Origin of the sequence: Raskinella chloraquaticus (SeqCode), from assembly GCF_021731865.1 — a bacterium.
In the GTDB taxonomy this organism is placed as follows: domain Bacteria; phylum Pseudomonadota; class Alphaproteobacteria; order Rhizobiales; family UBA4765; genus Raskinella; species Raskinella chloraquaticus.
In genome coordinates, this window is sequence record NZ_JAKFWN010000033.1 from 1 (window position 1) to 16,144 (window position 16,144).

Annotated in this window: 17 protein-coding genes; 12 read left to right on the forward strand and 5 right to left on the reverse strand. The window is 60.8% G+C overall.

Features of this window, described 5'->3' with window-relative positions; translation table 11 throughout:
- Window positions 1-1,170, reverse strand: a 1,170-nt coding sequence (locus tag ACINK1_RS11710; protein WP_395760137.1) for a GumC family protein, incomplete at its 3' end; no start/stop codon positions are given.
- 151 nt (window positions 1,171-1,321) lie between these two features.
- On the opposite strand from ACINK1_RS11710, the gene ACINK1_RS11715 reads away from it, so the two are divergent.
- The 7 genes from ACINK1_RS11715 to ACINK1_RS11745 all read left to right on the forward strand — a co-directional run bounded on the left by ACINK1_RS11715 (window position 1,322) and on the right by ACINK1_RS11745 (window position 7,734).
- Window positions 1,322-1,906: a polysaccharide biosynthesis/export family protein gene (locus ACINK1_RS11715; protein ID WP_376800974.1), complete on the forward strand. Its 585-nt coding sequence runs from the start codon at window positions 1,322-1,324 to the stop codon at window positions 1,904-1,906.
- Window positions 1,907-1,908: 2 nt separating this feature from the next.
- Window positions 1,909-3,051, forward strand: coding sequence for a glycosyltransferase (locus ACINK1_RS11720; RefSeq protein ID WP_376803753.1), 1,143 nt, complete (start codon window positions 1,909-1,911; stop codon window positions 3,049-3,051).
- 111 nt (window positions 3,052-3,162) lie between these two features.
- A complete protein-coding gene (locus ACINK1_RS11725; protein WP_376800976.1) occupies window positions 3,163-4,662 on the forward strand; it encodes an undecaprenyl-phosphate glucose phosphotransferase in 1,500 nt (499 codons plus the stop codon).
- Window positions 4,659-5,900, forward strand: coding sequence for an O-antigen ligase family protein (locus tag ACINK1_RS11730; protein ID WP_376800977.1), 1,242 nt, complete (start codon window positions 4,659-4,661; stop codon window positions 5,898-5,900). Before ACINK1_RS11725 ends, ACINK1_RS11730 begins: the two co-directional genes overlap by 4 nt.
- A 122-nt stretch (window positions 5,901-6,022) precedes the next feature.
- On the forward strand, window positions 6,023-6,325 hold the full coding sequence (locus tag ACINK1_RS11735) for an integration host factor subunit alpha (RefSeq protein ID WP_376800978.1): 303 nt from the start codon (window positions 6,023-6,025) through the stop codon (window positions 6,323-6,325).
- Between the two features lies 1 nt (window position 6,326).
- Window positions 6,327-6,950 (forward strand): MerR family transcriptional regulator, encoded by a 624-nt coding sequence (locus ACINK1_RS11740; RefSeq protein WP_376800979.1) that lies wholly within the window; start codon window positions 6,327-6,329, stop codon window positions 6,948-6,950.
- A complete protein-coding gene (locus ACINK1_RS11745; protein ID WP_376800980.1) occupies window positions 6,940-7,734 on the forward strand; it encodes an SDR family oxidoreductase in 795 nt (264 codons plus the stop codon). Before ACINK1_RS11740 ends, ACINK1_RS11745 begins: the two co-directional genes overlap by 11 nt.
- 6 nt (window positions 7,735-7,740) lie before the next feature.
- Here the strand turns inward: ACINK1_RS11745 and ACINK1_RS11750 are convergent, their stop codons facing one another.
- A complete protein-coding gene (locus ACINK1_RS11750) occupies window positions 7,741-8,622 on the reverse strand; it encodes a PHB depolymerase family esterase (RefSeq protein WP_376800981.1) in 882 nt (293 codons plus the stop codon).
- 136 nt (window positions 8,623-8,758) lie between these two features.
- Between ACINK1_RS11750 and ACINK1_RS11755 the strand changes: the two genes are divergently transcribed.
- A complete protein-coding gene (locus ACINK1_RS11755; RefSeq protein ID WP_376800982.1) occupies window positions 8,759-9,664 on the forward strand; it encodes a LysR family transcriptional regulator in 906 nt (301 codons plus the stop codon).
- Window positions 9,665-9,738: 74 nt separating this feature from the next.
- On the opposite strand, the gene ACINK1_RS11760 is transcribed toward ACINK1_RS11755, so the two are convergent.
- From ACINK1_RS11760 to dgcN, 3 genes are all read right to left on the reverse strand, one after another.
- Window positions 9,739-10,623 (reverse strand): alpha/beta hydrolase family esterase, encoded by an 885-nt coding sequence (locus ACINK1_RS11760; protein WP_376800983.1) that lies wholly within the window; start codon window positions 10,621-10,623, stop codon window positions 9,739-9,741.
- A 76-nt stretch (window positions 10,624-10,699) separates the two neighbouring features.
- Complete coding sequence (gene dgcA, locus ACINK1_RS11765) at window positions 10,700-11,665, reverse strand: N-acetyl-D-Glu racemase DgcA (RefSeq protein WP_376800984.1); 966 nt, start codon at window positions 11,663-11,665, stop codon at window positions 10,700-10,702.
- An 8-nt stretch (window positions 11,666-11,673) separates the two neighbouring features.
- Complete coding sequence (dgcN, locus tag ACINK1_RS11770; RefSeq protein WP_376800985.1) at window positions 11,674-12,699, reverse strand: N-acetyltransferase DgcN; 1,026 nt, start codon at window positions 12,697-12,699, stop codon at window positions 11,674-11,676.
- A 302-nt stretch (window positions 12,700-13,001) separates the two neighbouring features.
- On the opposite strand from dgcN, the gene ACINK1_RS11775 reads away from it, so the two are divergent.
- From ACINK1_RS11775 to ACINK1_RS11790, 4 genes are read left to right on the forward strand one after another with little or no spacing between them, the layout of a single operon-like run.
- Window positions 13,002-13,904: an amino acid ABC transporter substrate-binding protein gene (locus ACINK1_RS11775; protein ID WP_376800986.1), complete on the forward strand. Its 903-nt coding sequence runs from the start codon at window positions 13,002-13,004 to the stop codon at window positions 13,902-13,904.
- A gap of 59 nt (window positions 13,905-13,963) precedes the next feature.
- Complete coding sequence (locus ACINK1_RS11780; protein WP_376800987.1) at window positions 13,964-14,695, forward strand: amino acid ABC transporter permease; 732 nt, start codon at window positions 13,964-13,966, stop codon at window positions 14,693-14,695.
- A 1-nt stretch (window position 14,696) separates the two neighbouring features.
- Window positions 14,697-15,389: an amino acid ABC transporter permease gene (locus ACINK1_RS11785; protein ID WP_376800988.1), complete on the forward strand. Its 693-nt coding sequence runs from the start codon at window positions 14,697-14,699 to the stop codon at window positions 15,387-15,389.
- 17 nt (window positions 15,390-15,406) lie between these two features.
- Window positions 15,407-16,138 carry an amino acid ABC transporter ATP-binding protein gene (locus tag ACINK1_RS11790; RefSeq protein ID WP_376801008.1) on the forward strand — a complete coding sequence of 244 codons (732 nt, stop codon included), beginning with the start codon at window positions 15,407-15,409 and terminating at the stop codon, window positions 16,136-16,138.
- The last annotated feature ends 6 nt before the right edge of the window (window positions 16,139-16,144 follow it).

Consider the following 16,144-nt stretch of genomic DNA (forward strand, 5'->3'; position numbering starts at 1 on the left):
TTCCTTGTCGCCATTTGAATTGGTGCTGCGCTTCTTTTCTTCCAGCGCCTGCTGGATGGCACGCATGCGATCACCGGCCGAGCGCGCATCGTTCTCGATCCCGCGAATGATGCGCTCGGCCTGACCACGGATCTGCTGCTGGTTATCGGCAAGCTGGGCCTGCAGTTCACGCATGCGGGGATGACCCGGAAGCAGAACGGTTGCCTGCAATGCGTGTTCGGCACGCAAAGCAGCCGCACGCTCGGTCAGCCGCTGCATCAGGGGAGAGGCAAAAACCTCGGCTGACTCAATCGGCCTGCCGCTTTTCAGCAGGTCGCGAATCGATCGCGCCCGCGCTTCGGCCTCGGCCTGCTGCCCTTGTGCGGCGGTCAGTTGCGCTGTCAACTCGGTCAGGCTCTGGGACGCGAGCGTCAGATTGTTAACGCCGGTCAGCAGATCAGCCTCTCCACGGAATTGCTGCACCTTCCCTTCAGCGTCTGCGACGGTGGTGCGCAGATCGTCGATCTTGTGCTCGAAATAGCGGCGCACCTTGCGGTCTCGCTCAAGCTTGTCACGGGTCTGGAGGTCAATAAAGCGCTCGGAGATCGTGTTGGCGATGCGCGCGGCCAGCGCTGCATCCGTTGACCAGAAGCGAATTTCAATCACCCGGGACTTGTCGACAGGCGCAACCGTCAGGCGTTCGAAATAAGCGTCCAATGCGCGCTCCTCCGGGCTGAGGCGGGCAATGTCACGGCCAAGCCCGACGAATCCGAGAGCCCCCGAGAGCAAGCCCGTGGGGCTCGCCAATGGATTGAATTCGCTGACATTCGCCAGATCAAGATCGCGTATGACGGCACGCGCCAGATCGCGCGAATAGGCAATCTGCACCTGCGAGGAAATAGCTTCGGGATCGAGATTGACCGCGTCATCCTGCGCGCCGGCGCGATCCTTGCCGGCACGGGTCAGCGCTGTCTCGCGGTTCTCGATGACGACGCGCACTTCGGCCGCATAACGCGGGCTGACGAGGTTGACGATGCCAAGCGCGATCAATCCGCCAAGGCCAGCGGCGCTCGCAATCAAGCGCGCGTGCCTTTTAAGCGCAACGATCGCGCCTGCCATATCGAGGTCGGCCTCCTTCACGTCAGACCCAACATTTCCCGCATTCACATCAGTCGAAGCGTGATCAACCATTACTGCCTCCGGGCACCAGTTGATTAATGCTGATTAAGGTAACTTCCTGGTTAATTGTCCCGGCGTTAAACCACTGCAAGAGAGTCGGAATTTGTTAACCATGTTGTCTTACGACTGAGGCCTGTCGACCATGGGATAAAGTACCAAACGGATGATGCGCGGCTCGTCACATCGCTTTCAGGTCCTGACCGTCCTGCTGATGGCAGCTGTGCTGGTGACAGGCTGCGTGCGCACGGCAAAAGTCCCGGCCGCTCAAGCCGTCTTTGACGCGCTTGACCAGCCCTACACGCTCGATACCGGCGACCGTCTGCGCATTATCGTCTTCGGCCAGGCCGAGCTTTCCAATCTTTACACGGTTGATCAAACCGGCCGCCTCTCCGTGCCACTGATTGGCAACGTCGCTGTTCGCGGTCTGACGACCAAGGAAACCGAAGACCAGATCGCCTCGGCGCTGCGCAACGGCTTTCTGAAAACGCCGCAAGTCACGGTTGAGGTTGAAACCTACCGGCCTTTCTTCGTCCTTGGCGAAGTGACGCAACCCGGCCAGTATCCTTACGTTCTTGGCATGACCGCACAGACAGCGGTGGCGATCGCCCGTGGCTTCACGCCACGCGCCCGTCAGGCGACCGTCGAGATCACGCGTATCGTCAATGGCGAACTGGTGCGTGCGGAAGTGCCCATCCACCATCCGCTGCGGCCAGGCGACACGATCCAGATCTTCGAGCGGTGGTTCTGATCATGTGGCGGCGCCCGCTGAACATTCTCCAGGTTCTGCGCGCTCCCGTCGGCGGCCTGTTTCGTCATGTGGTTGATCTGTCTCACGGGCTTGCCGAGCGCGGCCACCGTGTGGGTCTGGTGATAGATGCCGGGGACCCCGGCCCGTTCTGGCAAGGCAAGATCGACCATCTGGAAAATTCCGCCGTGCTGGGACTTACGCGATTAGCAATGGCGCGCGGGCCCTCGCCGAGAGATTTGCTGGCTGTTTCGCATGTGATGCATCGTATCGCCCGCCAGAAGATTGATATTGTCCACGGGCATGGGGCGAAAGGCGGCGCTCTTGCCCGGTTTGCCGCCTCGCTCGCACGCAAGGGGGCTGCGCCTGCGCGTTTTTACACGCCGCATGGCGGCACCCTGCATTTTTCTCCCACCTCCCTGCAGGGGCGCGCCTACCGCGCTGCAGAAGCCTGGTTGTCGCGCCATTGCGAGGCCGTTATCTTTGAAAGCGCGTTTGCGCGTGAAGGGTTTGCCTCACGGTTTCATCTGGCATCGCCGCATTGGCCGGTGATCCCCAATGGCCTCCACAGGCACGAATTCATGCCTGTTGCCGTACCCGACGGTGCAGCCGATTTTGTCTTCATCGGCGAGATGCGGGATATCAAGGGCGTGGATATTTTCCTGTCCGCCATGCGGCGCCTGCCCGGCGCCACGCGCGCTGTGCTCGTGGGAGCCGGGCCGCAACTTTCCAGCTATCAGGCCATGGCAAAAGCCTGCCATCTCAATGAGCGTGTCGAATTTCTGCCACCACGCGCCGCCCGCGCCGCCTTTGCGCTCGGCCGGGTTGTGGTTGCGCCCTCGCGGGCAGAATCGCTACCCTATCTTCTGCTCGAGGCCATCGCTGCAGGAAGACCTGTCATCGCAACAGCCGTCGGCGGGGTGCCGGAAATATTCGCGCCGCACACCGAGGCACTTGTTCCAGCCGAGGACAGCGAGGCGTTGAGCGCAGCGATGCTGGCAGCGCTCCTCAATCCGGCGACACTGGCAGCGACCATGAGTGAGATTGCATCATACATTAACAATCGCTTTGCAGTGCACACTATGGTCGATGCCATAGAGGGACTCTATTGCTCCAAATTGGCGCAAGAACGATGCAGCGCCGCTTAAACGTTCCACAATGTTTTTCTCGTATACCCATAGCCGTCCGCGGCCGGGAGCGAGATCAGGTCCCGCATACTCGCCTCCCGCGCCGCAGGACATTTGCGAAACGATTTCCCCATGAGTGATGTCTCGATATCAGGGCCGCTTGCCGACGGTCTGGCCGGGCCGTCAGGGTCCTTGTCACAGCGGGGGCTTGCAACCGGGCAAACCGCGCCGGTGTCCTTGTCCGCCGTGAGCTTGATTGCGCGTGCGGTCGACTGCGCGTTTCTGATCACGCTCGGTCTTGCCGTACGCTGGCTCTATGATACCGGCGAGCAGGACATCGCCATCCAGTACTGGCTGGCGATCCCGGGGGTCGCAACGCTGACGATCTGGCTGGCCGGCTTGTTCCACGCCTATCGCGGCGCTTCGCTCAAATCATTGCTGGTCAGCATTCCATCGGTGCTTGCAGCATGGATCATCGCTCTTCTCGTTTTGCTGACGATCGCTTTTTTCCTCCGCGCCGGCAGCGATTTCTCGCGCCTGTGGCTTGGCCTGTGGTTCGTGTCAGGCAGCGCGGGTCTGGTCGCCTCACGCCTCGTCTGGCGCGCCCGGATAACCGCGCTTGCCAATAGCGGCAGGCTCGATCGCAACGCCGTCATTGTGGGCGGCGGCGACAGCGCCATACGCCTCATTCGCGCCCTAGAGACATCGAGGACCGCAGGCATCCGTATTGTCGGACTGTTCGATGATCGCGGCCACGACCGCAGCGCGGTCGCCAATTACCCAACGCTTGGTTCATTTGATGATCTTGTAGCCTTTGCCCGCACGTCGCGCGTCGACCTTCTCATCATCGCCCTGCCGATGACGGCAGAAGCGCGGCTGATGCATTTGTTGAAAAAATTGTGGGTACTGCCGGTTGATATCCGCGTCTCGGCGCTGTCATCGCGCCTGCGTTTCCGTCCCCGCGCCTATTCCTATATCGGTGACGTGCCGTTCCTCGATATTTTCGACAAGCCGCTGTCAGCGAGCGGGGCGATCGCGAAGACTGTGTTTGATCGCGTCATCGGCGTGCTCGCGCTGATCGCCCTGTCACCGGTCATGGCCGCCGTGGCGCTCGCGGTGAAGGTCACGTCACCAGGGCCGGTTCTCTTTCGCCAGAAGCGCTACGGCTTTAACAATGAACTGATCGAAGTCTACAAGTTCCGCTCCATGTACAGCGAGCAGAGCGATGCCAATGCAACGCGACTGGTGACCAGGGGCGATCCGCGGGTGACGCCGCTTGGCCGCTTCATCCGCAAAACTTCGCTCGATGAATTGCCGCAACTCTTCAACGTGGTCTTCAAAGGCAATCTGTCATTGGTCGGACCACGACCGCACGCTGTGCACGCCAAGGCAGCGGACGCGCTCTACCAGGACGTCGTCGATGGCTATTACGCCCGCCACAAGATGAAGCCAGGCATCACCGGCTGGGCGCAAATCAATGGCTGGCGCGGCGAAACCGACACGCCTGAAAAGATCCAGCGCCGCGTCGAATGCGACCTGCATTACATCGAGAACTGGTCGATCCTGCGTGATGCTTACATCCTGATGATGACGCCGATCTCGCTCATCAGCAAATCCGAGGCGGCCTATTGAACGCGCCAGCCGCGATCAGCAACGTCGCGGCAAGCGGGCTTGCCGGTGTCCGGTTTCGTGATCGACTGCTGTTCGTAGCTGTTCTCGCGAGCTTCTTTGTCATGACGGATCCGGCGCCCCACGAGCTTATCGTCAGCGGCGGCATGGTGATCCTTCTGGCGAGCACTCTGCGTCTGCCGCGCTTCATGGTGGCGCTGATGGGGCTTCTGCTTGTTCTCAACGTATCGGGTATTATCGCCGCCGTGCCGATCATGGAGCGCACGCGCGTTGCCAATTTTGCCATCACCTCGGTATTCCTCGCGGTGTCGACATTCTTCTACGGGCTGCTCCTGAGCGAGAACACCGAAGCGAGATTCGTATTATTGCGCCGCGCCTGGATCATCGCTGCTCTGCTTGCGAGCCTCGCCGCAATTGCCGGCTATTTCAACATTGGCGGCACCAGCGCGCTATTCACCGCCTATGACGGCACACGGGCAAAAGCGACCTTTAACGACCCCAACGTTTTCGGGCCGTTTCTCATTCCGCCCACCCTGTTCATTGCCCAGGACCTGATCCACGGCGTGCGCAAATTTATACCGGCGATCGCTTCATTTCTGTTTTTATGTGTTGGCCAATTTCTCAGTTTTTCCCGCGCCTCGTGGGCGCATCTGGTCGGATCGCTGCTGCTTCTAGCGGTTCTGACCCTCATCACGACGGGCTCGGCGCGCTTGCGCGCGCGCCTTCTCATCACCGGTCTTGCCGGCGTTGTTCTTCTCGCAGCGCTGATTGCCATATTGCTGTCGCTTGACAGCGTTGGCAAGGTATTCGCCGAGCGTGCGTCCCTGCAACAGAGCTATGATCTCAAGACGGGAGGCCGCTTCGATAACTACCTCAACGCCCTCAATGTCCTTCTCGCCGCGCCCTGGGGCCTTGGTCCCTTCGAATTTGCAGCGCGTTTCGGCGAAGACGCTCATAACGCCTATCTCAACACCTTCCTGTCCTATGGCTGGGCGGGCGGTCTGAGCTATCTGGCCTTATGCATCACCACGGTGATGCTGGCGATCTCGGGGTTAAGGCGTGCCCACCCCTTGCGTTCCCATATGATCGTTCTGGTCGCGAGCTTTGTACCCCTGACAATGGTCAGCTTCATCATCCATACCGATCACTGGCGTCATTATTTCCTGCTGGTTGCCGCCATATGGGCGCTGCGCGCCGCCATGCAACGACCTGCGAGCGCCGGCATGGCAAGGGTGCAATAGACACATCGGCACCAAATAGACGAAATCACGCGCAAAATCGTCGTTGTCGGCCATGACATCAATTGACCATGCACCGTCAACGCGCTTATCGTCATCGCGGTGGGAACGATATGGGGTCAAGAATGGGCGGAAAAACGATTACCCGTGCCGATCTGAGTGATAGCGTTCACCAGCAGGTTGGTTTGTCACGAACGGAATCAGCACATCTCGTCGAGCTGGTGCTTGGTGAGATCACTGACGCTATCCTACGTGGCGAAAACGTAAAGCTGTCGTCCTTTGGCTCGTTTCTTGTCAGATCCAAAGGTCAGCGGGTGGGGCGCAATCCCAAGACCGGCCAGGAAGTGCCGATCGAACCGCGCCGTGTGATGGTTTTCAAGGCATCGGCGATCCTCAGGCAGAGGGTCAATGGCGAGGCGGATGCGTGAGATGACCGAGGCAGAAGGACGGACGGTGGAAGCCGACAGACCTCAAGCTGCCTTTCGGACAATCAGCGAGGCGGCTGACGAACTCGATTTGCCCCAGCATGTGCTGCGCTTCTGGGAAACACGGTTTACTCATATCAGGCCCCTGAAACGCGGAGGCGGACGGCGCTATTATCGCAAGGACGACGTTGACCTTCTGCGCGGTATCAAGCATCTCCTGTACGGCCAAGGTTACACGATCAAGGGCGTCCAGCGCATCCTGAAATCGCAGGGCATCAAATTTGTCCAGAACGTCGCAAGCAATCCAGGAAGCCTGAAAGCGGTCGGCGAGAGCAGCGATCAAGCTCGTCACTTGGCGCCTCAATCTGGGGCGGCGGAACCGCAAATCGCTGCGGACCAAGGCCACATGCCCGCGATGAATCGCGACAGCGCTGACGTGACACCGGCCGCGATGTCGGCGGCCTCACATTTCACCTACCGGCCAGAGGCGCCGTCGCCCCATATTTCCGAGGAGGGACGGCGGAGGCTGCGCGCGGCATTGTCGGAATTGATGGAAGCCCAGCGGCTCTTGCTGCAGCCTCGCCCGAGTGCATCGCTGTGGGTGTCGGAAGACCTTGATGGTGGATAATACGCAACCTTGCGTCATCATCACCGGCGCGTCGGTTGGGCTTGGTCGTGATTTCGTCCGGCGGATTGCGGCTGAAAAACGCACCATGGTGCTTGTCGCGCGCAGCCAGCAGGGTCTTGAGGACGCCGCCGCGGAAGCGCGAGCGCTCGGCTGCGTTGCGCATGTACTGGCGCTTGATCTTGGTCTGCCGGATGCCACGGCCAGACTGGCCCGCTTTCTGGCTGATGCCTACCTTCATTGCGATGTTCTGGTTGCAAATGCCGGATTTGGAGTAATTGGCGATGCGGCCGACATTGGCGTGACCGCTCAGATGGCGCTCCTTGATCTCAACATCCGCGCACTCGCCGAGCAGACGCTGACCTTTCTGCCGGGCATGACGAGGCGCGGGCGCGGCGGTGTTTTGCTGGTGGCCTCGACCGCCAGTTATTTTCCCGGGCCCTACATGACCTGCTACTACGCCAGCAAGGCATTTGTGCGCTCGTTTGGGGAAGCCCTTCATCAAGAGAACAAAGGCAAGGGCGTGACGGTGACAACCTTGTGCCCGGGGCCGGTGCGCACCGCGTTTTTCGAGAGGGCGGGCATCCAGTCGGAGCTTTTGTTCAAGCTTCTGCCACGCAGCAATGCCGTTGACGTCGTCAACGCGGCGTGGGAGGGATTTCTGGCCGGCAAGCGAATTGTCCTGCCCGGCATTTTCACCAAGCTGACCGCATGGAGTTCGGCGATTTCCCCGCATGGACTCGTCCTGCCGATCGTCGCGCGCCTGCAACAATACCGACGGGGATAGGTGCGGCTATTGCGAGTGCGTGCGCTTGCGCACGGCCGCGATCCGGCGTTCAAACCAGGTGCGCGCGCGCTCAGCCCAGCCTTCGGGAATCGTGTCGTGATCGCCGGGATGCAGCGCCAGCGCCAGTTCGCGGCCGCTGTCGCATTCACTCCATGTGCGGACCCAGAAGACAGCACCGGTCTCGAAATTGTCCGCCCGCAGACGGCGACAACCAGCGATTGCCCGCCAGATCTGCAAGCCCTCGAAGATGTCGCCCTGATAGATTTCCCCGCCGCGCAACGGGCGACCCTCCAGCGGCACCGTCTGATCGCGCCAGCCATGGGTCTGCAGCAGATCGATCGGGCCGGCGCATGATTTGGGCAATGGACGCCAGAAGCCGCCGGCAAGTGGCGCATAGGCCGCGCCAAGCTGTGGCTCCTTGCAGGCCAGGTACCAGACGAGCGAACCACCAATGGAAAAGCCGGTGATCAGCAGGCGATCAGGATCGATACTGAATTGCCCGACTGCGTCAGCGATCACTGCGCGGGCGAAGGCCAGTTCATCGCGCTGCTGTGGCCCTTCGGGGCGAAACGACCAGCCAGTGCTGAGGAAACCGGTGGTGCGCACGAGCCCATTGGGCGAAATGATCACATAGCCGGCGTCAACAAAGGGGCGAAGGTAATGCGCCTTGCCAATGGCGTCAGCGCCAACCCCGCCGGCACCGTGGAAAAACAGGACCGCCGGGCGTTTACCGCCATCAGGAGGGGACGTATCAGGGAGCGCTGCGTGGTAGGTGCCCAGCGTGACAATACAGGGTTGATCAGCACCTCCGCAGGATGGCTGAGCCCGCGCGGAGAGCGGCAAGATGGCGCACAAGGCGAGCAGACCGCGCAATCCGATACCCTTCATCTGCTCCTCCCACCCGATCGCCTGTACGTCGATAGCCGATTTTTCCTGATCAAACAGCTCTCTTGTCTGTGAAGCGATGGCGGCGAGTGGTAATTCTCAGGCTTCGCCGACGCGGCCGAGGGAAGGACATAGGAGGATGGACAGGCTTGCATGCGACCGGATGTTTGTTGCCGTTGCTGAAGCCGGCAGCTTTGCCCGCGCTGCGACAAGGCTCGCGACCAGCCCCGCACAGGCGTCAAAACTGGTGGCGCGCCTGGAAGCCGATCTTGGCACCCGTCTCCTTGACCGCACGACGCGCAGCCTGTCGCTCACCGATGCCGGGCGCGGCTATCTTGACCGGATCAAGGGGCTGCTTGACGAATTCGATGCCCTCGATACCGCCATGCGCGAAGCAACCAGCGAGCCGGCTGGCAGGCTGCGGATTACCGCGCCGCTGGCCTATGGATCGATGCGTCTGACGCCAGCCCTGCTGGCATTGGCGCAGACCTATCCGCGACTTGCCCTCGACATCAGTTTTAGCGACCGCATCGTCCATCTTGTCGAGGAAGGTTTTGATGCGGCGATCCGCATCGGCGACACAGGTGATACGTCGCTGATCGCACGAAAGCTCGCCGAGATGACGATCACGGTTGTTGCCGCCCCCGCCTATCTCGCGAGCGCCGCGATGATCACCACGCCAGGTGATCTGGTGCATCACCCGTGCATCATCGACAGCAATTTTCGCAGCCCCCTCAACTGGTCGTTCCGTGACCCCCGGAACCGCAAGGGCTTCGCGGTCGAGGTCGCAGGCCGCCTGCGTTTCTCACAGGCGGAGGCGTGTGTTGAAGCGGCCCGCCGGGGCTTTGGAATTGCGCGTGTGCCAGGTTTTGTCGCGGAAGGCGCAATCAGGCAAGGTGATGTCGTTGCGCTTCTTACCAACTATGCGCCCGCCGCTCTGCCGGTCAACATCCTCTATCCGCCGGGGCGTTATATAGCGCGCAAATTGCGCGTATCCATTGATTATCTGGTTGCAGCTTTGGGACAATCCGTTGGCCGCGAATAACGACGTCGTCATGATGCATCATGGCTGTCGTCGTCAACAACGCTCGCCCTCACCCGATGACCTCATTTGGATCATTACGGGTGACGAAAAAAATCCCACAGCGTCCGGCTGCCCTCAATGTCGCGATTGCGCGGCCCCAGCAGGTTTTCGAGAACCGGCGCTTTGGCGATGGAGGGAAACTGATGCCCGCCACCCGCAATCACGTATGACAGGACCCTGGCATTAGCTGGACAGGCATAGGAGGTGACGGCGACCGTACTGCCATCGGTCGGGTCGCGATCGGGCAGGGTGCGGCGCGCGTCAATCTCGCCGCAACCATTGTGGCGACGCCAGAATGCCAACGCATCTTCGTGACCAAGGGTGAGGCCGGATTGCGATGCGAACGGAGCAAAACGATCGGCCGTCCCGTTCATGACGAGGAGCGGGACACGTCGCGATGGCCGGCATGCGCGCGCCACGGCGTCAGGGAGATTAGTGATAATCGGTGCCGCGCCGGCAAAAAGATCGGCGCGCTCGCACAACATGCGATAGGTCATGGCGCCGCCATTTGACAGGCCAGTGATGTAAACACGGGTCGGGTCAGCGTATCCCTGCTGAACAAGGTGCGCGACAAGCGCAGCGAGGAAAGCCACATCGTCAGTTCCCGGCGGCGGCGGCTTCCCACGAAACTGCGCCTGCGGCCTGCCGTCCGCCCAGGCGCGGTTCAATCCGTCCGGCAGCGCGACCAGGATGTTCTCCTGGCGCGCCAGTTCGTCCCACCCGGCATAGCGGGCAAATTGCGCACCGCTTCCCCTGTTGCCATGGAGCGCCAGAATGAGCGGAAGGCGCGCCGGTTTTTTCTGGCCCACGAGCAGATATGTCCGCTCGACGCCCTGAACATTGATGCGCTCGCCTTGCGCTTGTGCCGAGCTGGCAATGGCGAGCAGCATAACAAATGACATCGCCGCAATCAGCCGCATATCCACCCCCCTGTTTGGTCCTTCCAACGTCCGACCAGCCATCGCCCGACGCCAAAAAAGCAAGGGGACGGCGCTGTCAGTTGGGCGGCAAGATGTAACTGCCATCAAAACGCAGAGCGTTGTCGCGGTCCTTGGCCAGCAAAAGCGGACCATCGAGATCGACGAATTCGGCGCCTTCAGCCAGCGCCAGCGCCGGGCGCATGGCAAGCGACGTCCCGAGCATGCATCCTACCATGATCTTCAGCCCGCGCTCGCGTGCTGCGTTCAGCAGTTGCAGCGCATCCGTGAGGCCGCCCGTCTTGTCAAGCTTGATGTTGATGGCGCTGTACCAGGGAGGGAGATGAGCAAGGCTTGCGTGATCATGGATTGATTCATCGGCGCAGATGGCAATCTGCGTGGTGACGCCCGCGAGTGCACCATCCTCGCCAGCCGGCAGCGGTTGCTCGACAAGTTCGACACCCACTGCCACGCAGGCCGCCAGATTGGTCGCCAATGTCTCTGGCCGCCACGCCTCGTTGGCATCAACGATGAGGCGCGCGTGCGGCGCGCCGCGACGGATGGCAGCGAGTCGCTCGGGATCACCTTTACCACCCAGCTTGATCTTGAGGAGCGGGCGCGCGGCAGCCTTCACTGCGGCCTCAAACATGGTCTGCGGATCACCCAGGCTCAGCGTATAGGCGGTGAGAAGCCGCGTCGGCACTGGCGTGCCGGCAAGCTGATAAAGCGCTTTGCCGGTTGCATTTGCTTCCAGATCCCATAGTGCGCAATCTATGGCGTTGCGAGCCGCGCCTGCCGGCAGTGCGTGGACCAGGGCGTGCCGCGACAGCCCTCCCCTTATCTGCGGCGCCACGGCTTCGATCTGGGCCACGACGCTATCGATGCTCTCGCCGTAGCGGGCATAGGGCACGCATTCCCCCTCGCCTGCATGCTCGCCTTCACGCACGCGTACAACAACCACGACCGCTTCAGTGCGGCTGCCGCGGGAAATGGTGAACGTCCCGGCGATCGGCCAGCACTCGACGGCAATATCCAGAGTTCGCATCGTCAATTTCAGCGCACCCGACGGGAATGAGGAAAATCGCGCCCGATCCGCGCCACGATTGTATCGACGCCGAAGCGGATCGGATCGGTCGCCGGCAGATCGTGGGCTTCGCCAGCCCTCGCGATCACGGTGCGCGCGTCCTCGTCAGACAAAGCCTCGGTATTGATGGCAATCCCGACCGGCCGGATCGCCGGATTGGTCAATGAGCCGCAGCGGATTGTCAGATCAATCACATCCTGAATGGAGGGCAATGGATGTTTGACCCCGCGCATGGTGGTGCGGGTCGGCTCATGGCAAATGACAAAGGCGTCCGCCTGCGCACCATGCAGGAGACCAAGGCTGACACCGGCAAAAGACGGGTGGAACAGCGAGCCCTGCCCTTCCACCAGATCCCAGTGGTCAGGAGCGGCGGCAGGAGCAATCCATTCAACGGCGCCCGAGATGAAATCAGCCACCACGGCATCAATGGCAACACCGCGCCCCGAGATGAACACCCCGGTCTGGCCTGTTGCCCTAAAATCAGCGCTGAAGCCGTGCTCGCGCATCGTTTTTTCCAGAGCAAGAGCGGTGTATTTCTTGCCGACCGAACAGTCGGTTCCAACCGTCAGCAGACGCAGTCCCGGCCGCTTCGTTCCCTTGCCGGTATCGAAGCGCTGATCGGAGTGACGGACATCCAGAAGCTGGCGCCCGTGGCGCTCGGCCGCCGCCTTGATCTCGGGCTTCGCGGAGAGCCTGGTGTGGAGACCGCTTGCCACATCAAGCCCGGCCTCGATGGCGTCCACAATCTTAGCGGACCAATGATCGGGAAGCACGCCCCCGGCATTGGCAACACCAATGATCAGAGTTTTGACACCCTTCGCTAGCGCCTCGGCAATCGTCATGTCAGGAATGCCAAGATCAGCCTTGCAACCATCGAGCCGCAACTGGCCCAGACACCAATCGCCGCGCCAGTCGACAATGCCATGAGCCGTCTTTGCCGCCAGTTGATCGGCGACATCCCCGAGAAACATCAGATAGGGTGGGTTGACGTGCATGGCGACCTCTTTCGTTGTTCCTGTGCCATCATCGCCCGACTTCGCCACGCTTGCCAATGCACGTTTTGCAAGCCAGCGGCGCTATTTGGCGCGGACGATCTTTCGGGCGCATCCACTGTAACGCGGTGCGTTGGCGATGCTGCCGATAAATAATGCAAAAATGCATTGGCCGACGCCGGCTTCTTGCGGCTACCATCAAATCCATCATGGCGGCGTCGTGGGGCGCAGCCGATCAGGGGCGGAAGGCGCGAGGGCCGCAACGCCTGCGACGGTATCGGGTTCACCAACAGGGAGTAGTGCCTATGAGAAAATTGATGTTGACAGTCGCGGCAGTTCTGGCGGTGCCTGGACTTGCGGCGGCGCAGGAATTGAGCGGAACGCTGAAGAAAATCAAGGAAACTGGCTCGATTTCTCTTGGCCACCGCGACAGCTCGGTCCCTTTTTCCTACATTGATGATAATGGCAAGGTGATCGGTTATTCCCTCGATATCTGCGCCAAGATCGTGGAGGCGGTCAAAACCGAACTCAAGCTCGACAAGCTCGATGTGCGCCTGGTTCCCGTTACCTCATCGACCCGCATCCCGCTGATCGCCAACGGCACGATTGACCTTGAATGCGGTTCCACGACAAATAATGAAGAACGCCAGAAGCAGGTCGGCTACACCAATACGCATTTTCTAACCGCCTCGGCATTCGTCTCCAAGAAGGTGAAGAATCTAAAAAAGATCGACGATCTGAAAGGCAAGACGGTTGTATCAACCGCCGGCACGACGAATATGAAACAGCTGGTGGAGGCGAATGCCGCGCGCAATCTCGGCATCAACGTCATGTCGGCCAAGGATCATGCGGCGTCCTTCCTGCTGGTTGAGCTTGACCGCGCGGACGCCTTCGTCATGGACGACATTCTGCTGGCGAGCCTCATCGCCAGTTCCAAGGACCCCGGCGCCTATCAGACATCCGATGATGCCTTCTCGCTGCCCGAACCCTACGCGATCATGCTGCGCAAGGATGATGCACCTTTCAAGGCGCTTGCCGACAAGGCGACTTCCGCGCTTTTCAGAAGTGCTGAAGGAGCGGCGCTCTATGCGAAATGGTTTACGAGCGCCATTCCGCCCAAGGGGCTCAACCTCAACGTGCCCGTCGGCGAGAAGCTCAAAAAAGCCTATGCGGCACCAACCGACAATCCCGATCCCAAAGCCTACTGAGGGGCAACGAAACGACCGGCGTGGCACCTCCGGGTGCTGCGCCACAGTCAGGGTTGATCATGAATTATCACTGGAACTGGGGTATTTTTCTCGAACCCTCGCCTGAAGGCATCGGCACCTATTTCGACATGCTGATGATGGGGTTGCGCTGGACGCTGGTGACGGCGGTGCTGGCGTGGATCATTGCCGTCTCATTGGGCAGCGCGGTTGGGGTTTTGCGCACCCTTCCCTCGCGCCTGGGCGTTGGGCTGGGCGATGCCTATGTCGAGTTCTTCCGCAACATTCCGCTGCTGGTCCAATTGTTCCTGTGGTATTTCGTCCTGCCGGAATTGCTGCCCAAGGACTTAGGCAACTGGCTCAAAACCCTCCCGAACGCCTCCTTCTGGACGGGTGCTGTGGGCGTCGGGCTGTTCATGTCGGCGCGCATCGCCGAACAGGTGAAAGCCGGTATCCAGTCGCTGCCGCGCGGGCAATCTATGGCCGCTACGGCGCTTGGCCTGACGACGGCGCAGACCTATATCTACGTGCTGCTGCCGATGACGCTGCGCATCATCCTGCCGCCACTCACCTCGGAGACCCTCAACACGCTGAAGAACACCTCGGTGGCGCTCACCATCGGCCTTGCGGAACTCACCGCGCGTACCCGCGCCATGCAGGAATATTCGTTTCAGGTCTTCGAGGCGTTCACGGCTGCAACCGTCATTTATCTGGTGATCAACGCGCTCATCACCGTCGTCCTGCGCCGCTTTGAAAAAGCCATCGCCATCCCCGGCTACGTGGCAGGGACGTAGCATGTTGCCCGACATTGATTTTAACGTCATCGCGCGCTCCCTGCCCTATCTTTTCCGGCAGGGGATGAGTTTCACGCTGACGCTGACGGCATTGGCCGCCCTGGGCGGGCTGTTGCTCGGCACGCTGCTGGCGCTGATGCGGCTTTCCACCTTGCCTATTCTTGCGCCGCTCGCCACCGGCTATGTCAACCTCATGCGCTCGCTGCCGCTGGTGCTGGTGATCTTCTGGTTCTATTTTCTCGTGCCTTTTGTCGGCCAGGTCATCCTGCGCGCTGACCGTCCGGTCGAGGTCGGCGCCTTTGCCTCCGCCCTCATCACCTTCACCCTGTTCGAGGCTGCTTATTTTTCCGAGATCATGCGCGCCGGCATCCAGTCGATCCCGCGTGGCCAGTTGGCGGCGGGCTATGCGATCGGCCTCACCTATTGGCAGGTGATGGGCTACATCATCGTGCCGCAGGCGGTGCGCAACATGCTGCCGGTGATCCTGACGCAGACTATCATCCTGTTTCAGGACACCTCGCTCGTCTACGTTATCTCGATCACCGATTTTCTTGGCGCGGCCTCCAATGTGGCGCAACGCGACGGGCGCCTCATCGAGATGTACGTGTTCGCTGCTCTCGTCTATTTCGCCATATCGTTTTCCGCTTCGCGCCTCGTCAAGAGCTTGCAGATGCGCACCGCCATCCCGCGATAGGACCACAACCGATGCCAATGATCGAGATGCGCGATGTGTGCAAATGGTACGGCCCGACATTCCAGGTGCTGAAATCCTGCACGACGGCGGTCGACAAGGGCGAGGTGGTGGTGGTGTGCGGCCCGTCAGGATCGGGCAAATCAACGCTCATCAAATGCGTGAACGGGCTGGAGCCCTTCCAGTCGGGCGCCATCACCGTTGATGGGATCGAGGTTGCGGCGAAGGGTACCGATCTGCCGAAACTGCGCGCGCGTATCGGCATGGTGTTCCAGCATTTCGAGCTGTTTCCTCATCTGAAAATCATCGACAATCTCTGTCTTGGCCAGACCAAGGTGCTGGGGCGCAGCCGCGCTGAAGCCATGGCGAAGGCAACCGCTCTCCTCCATCGCGTGGGTCTGGACGAGCACGCCGATAAATTTCCCGGTCAATTGTCCGGCGGGCAGCAGCAGCGCGTGGCGATTGCACGCGCGCTCGCCATGGACCCTGTCGCCATGCTGTTTGACGAGCCGACCTCGGCGCTCGACCCGGAAATGATCACCGAAGTGCTCGATGTCATGGTGGCGCTGGCGCATGACGGCATGACGATGATGGTAGTCACCCATGAAATGGGTTTTGCCCGCAAGGTGGCAGACCGCGTCATCTTCATGGACAAGGGCGAGATCATCGAGGATCGTCCAACAGACGAGTTTTTCGGCAAGCCGCGCTCGGATCGCGCCCAGCTTTTTCTGTCGAAGATTCTCAGCCATTAATCGCCC